Origin of the sequence: Pseudomonas agarici, from assembly GCF_900109755.1 — a bacterium.
GTDB classification, from domain to species: Bacteria; Pseudomonadota; Gammaproteobacteria; order Pseudomonadales; family Pseudomonadaceae; genus Aquipseudomonas; species Aquipseudomonas agarici.
Genome location: NZ_FOAR01000058.1, coordinates 1 through 3,033 on the forward strand (window position 1 = coordinate 1; position 3,033 = coordinate 3,033).

Consider the following 3,033-nt stretch of genomic DNA (forward strand, 5'->3'; position numbering starts at 1 on the left):
TCATTCAAAGCTCCCGCTCTGCGCATAGGGCACGGGAGCGGCGCCCTCGCTGAGGAAAATCTGCCGGGGCAGCGTGAAGTGACGCAACTTGAGCAAGGCCAAAGGCCCCGCGTCCAATTCAGTGCGCAGGTTCCACGTCAGGTTCAGGCCATCGGGGGCCTTGAGGACCATGCGATAGCGGCTGTCGCCGTCGTCCAAGGCCGTGAACCGGGCCTTTTCCAACAACCGAATCAGACCCCAGGTGCCCTGATAGTCACCCAACAGACGCTCGCCGGTATGCACGCTGGTCCAGGTCAGGCTCGCGCCCGGACGATCACCGACTCCCGGCCAACTGAAACGCTGCCAGAACTCTTTCTGGTTGAAGTACTGATGTCGCACGCCATCGAGGGTGAACGTGGTTTGCACCACATCGCGTACCGGCTTGCCTTGGAGTTCGAAGCTCAGGCCCATGCCGCCGTCGGTGTAGATCACGTCGGCCAGGTGGCTGAGCTGGTTGATCGCCGCCAGGAACTGCGGGTTGAAGCGCAAGCCCTGGCTGTGCCGCGGGTCGGCCAGCCAACGGCTACCTTCCTTGCGCAGCACACCGCTCAGTTGACGCTGCAAAAACTGCTCGATGCGCCCAGAGTCGGCACGAATCATCTGGCCGAGCATGGGCAACGAGGCATCGCTGGGGGTGTCGGCAAACGGGTAGCGGCTGGCGAACGCCTGTTGCCAGTCATGGACAATCGCCCGCTGCCACAGGCTGTTGAGCCCGGCAGCCGAAGGTTGCAGAACCCGCTGCCAGGCCTCATCCAGCGGCTGTACGAAGAGGGTGTGGCCCACCCCGCTCCACTGCGCCCCCAGGCTCGCGGCGATCAGGCTGCCATAGGACCGGGTGTCCGTCAGGTCGATGCGCTTGCCCTGGAACACCGTCTGCGCCAGGGCCTGAGTCATTGCCTGCGGATCGGGCGCCTGGCTCACTTGCTGCAGTTTCAAACGCACACGGGTGACCCGCGTGAGGAAGGCTTGCAGGCTCAACCGCTCGCTCTCGGCCTGGCCCTCGCTGTCTTTGCCCAGCAACGCCAGCAACGGACCGAAGGTGGCTTCCAGTGGGCCATGCGGCACTGGGCTGGGCGGTTCGATCACCGACGCGTGGTCCTGGTCGATCAGCTTTTGCGCGGAGGTGATCAACGCAGCGGCCAGGGCCTGACGGCGAGTGCCCGCCTGCCCCTGATAGGCCAGGGTGTTCATCAGGGCAATCAGCGGCGACTGGCGCACATCGGTCAGCAGGGTCAACTGGTCGATCACATCGGGCAGGCTAGCGGCCTGATGCCAGCGCAGGCGGTTGAGAAAATCCAGCCAGGCGTTGGCGTAGTCCTGAAAGTAGCGTTCGGTGAGGCGTTCCTTGAGCACGGCGGGGGTCAGCTCGGCGGCGATGTCGGTCTGCTTGTCGCTGAGCACCCAATCGATTTCCTCGCGGCGTGCCTCGGCGATGTCACTGATCGCCTGACGCACCTGCCCTTCCCAGGCCTGACGGGTAAAGACCCCCGGTACGCGGGCGTCGCTGTTGAACAGCGCCAGGGCGTCGGTTTCACCGACCATGTCGAGCAGGCTCAGTTCAGGGTATTGAGGGGCCGTCGCCTTGAGGACTTGCTGGTACAGGCTGGTTTCGGCATTGCGCTGGCCCAACTGACCGAGCAGGATCTGGCGGACCTGCGCGACCAACAACGGGTCGGCCTCGATCGCCCACGCCGGGTGCGCCGCCAATTGCTCGCCATAGAACTGCCAGAGGTCCGGCGCCAGGGCTTGCCAGAGCCCCGGCGATACACCGTCGTGCAGCGGTTCGGCGTGGCCCAGGACTTTGCTCAGGAAGTCCGCGTCGGCTTTTTGCGGGCGCGCCAGCATCAGGTAAGCCTTTAACTGTGCGTAGGCGCTGTGTGCCCGCTCGACCCGTTGCGCGCTGCCCGCTGGCAGGTTGATCAAGGCCGTGAGCTGACGGTGCAAATGGGCCGCCGCCGGGTCGCGGATCAAACGGTGGTTGGCTTCGACATAAGGCGGCCACAGCACTTCAAGTAACGCTGGGTTCTGGTTCAGGCCAAAACGCTGATACCAGGGCGTGCCGTGGGTGGCGCGGTAATCCAGACGCCCCAGTTCACGCGCCAGCTCGTTGAGCGCGCTCAGTTGCTCGTCGTGACTCCCCGCCTGCCGCAACGCGGTCAACGCGGTGTGCATCTGGGCGATCTGCACACGGTTGCTGGCGAACGACAGCAATAACCCCGCGCCCCACACCAGCGCCAGTCCCAGCACCAGCGCATAGCCGGCTCGCGGGACGCTCCAGCCCAGCCGGTGGCTGTGGGCAGGATCATCGAGCACGCCCTGCCACACCGGGGCCACCGGCCAGTCATGTTTCAAGTCATGCGGTGTGCGCCGCACCGGCAGGCTGAACCACACCCCCCGCAACGGCACGCCACGGGCAAACTCGCCGGCCAGGGGCGCCAGTGTGTGACGCCAGCGACCGATGCCCTCGCGCTGTAAATCGCGGGACAGGCGAAACAGGAAGTCATGGCCCATGACACCGTTCATCTGCGCCAGGCCCTCGCGGCGCAACGGTTCGAGCAAGCCATTGAGGCCGCTTTCCAACGCCTGCGCGGTGAAGTTTGCGGGCAGCAGGCAGCCCACGGGCTGCGTCTTGCGCGTGTCCTGCGACCAGGCACTGTCGCAGACCTGCCACAGGGACAGCGGCAACTGCCAGCCCAGGCCACGGGCCAAACGCTGCAACTGGCGCACGCCCGCGCCCAGCGCGGCATCATCACCGGTCTGGGTAGCGTTCAGCGCCCAGACCACCCCGTCCAGCGCCCGCCAGCGACTCAGCCCAGCCCATTGCGTGGGCAAGGGTCGATCCAACATCGCCTGGGCACTGCCGCCCCATAGCAGGACGGTGCCTTGCCCTTCCAGCCAGAATTGCTTGGTCAGGGTCGGGGCAATGGCTTCGATTTCGGCGGACTCGCCGATGACCAGCAGCAGGCGGACTTTGCGGCGCCAGAAGAGGCCGTA

General features: G+C 65.6%; 1 protein-coding gene. It reads right to left on the bottom strand.

The features are described 5' to 3' along the window. Positions 1–3,033: ImcF-related family protein (locus BMX68_RS24845; RefSeq protein ID WP_074862783.1), on the bottom strand; the 3,033-nt coding region annotated here is incomplete at its 5' end.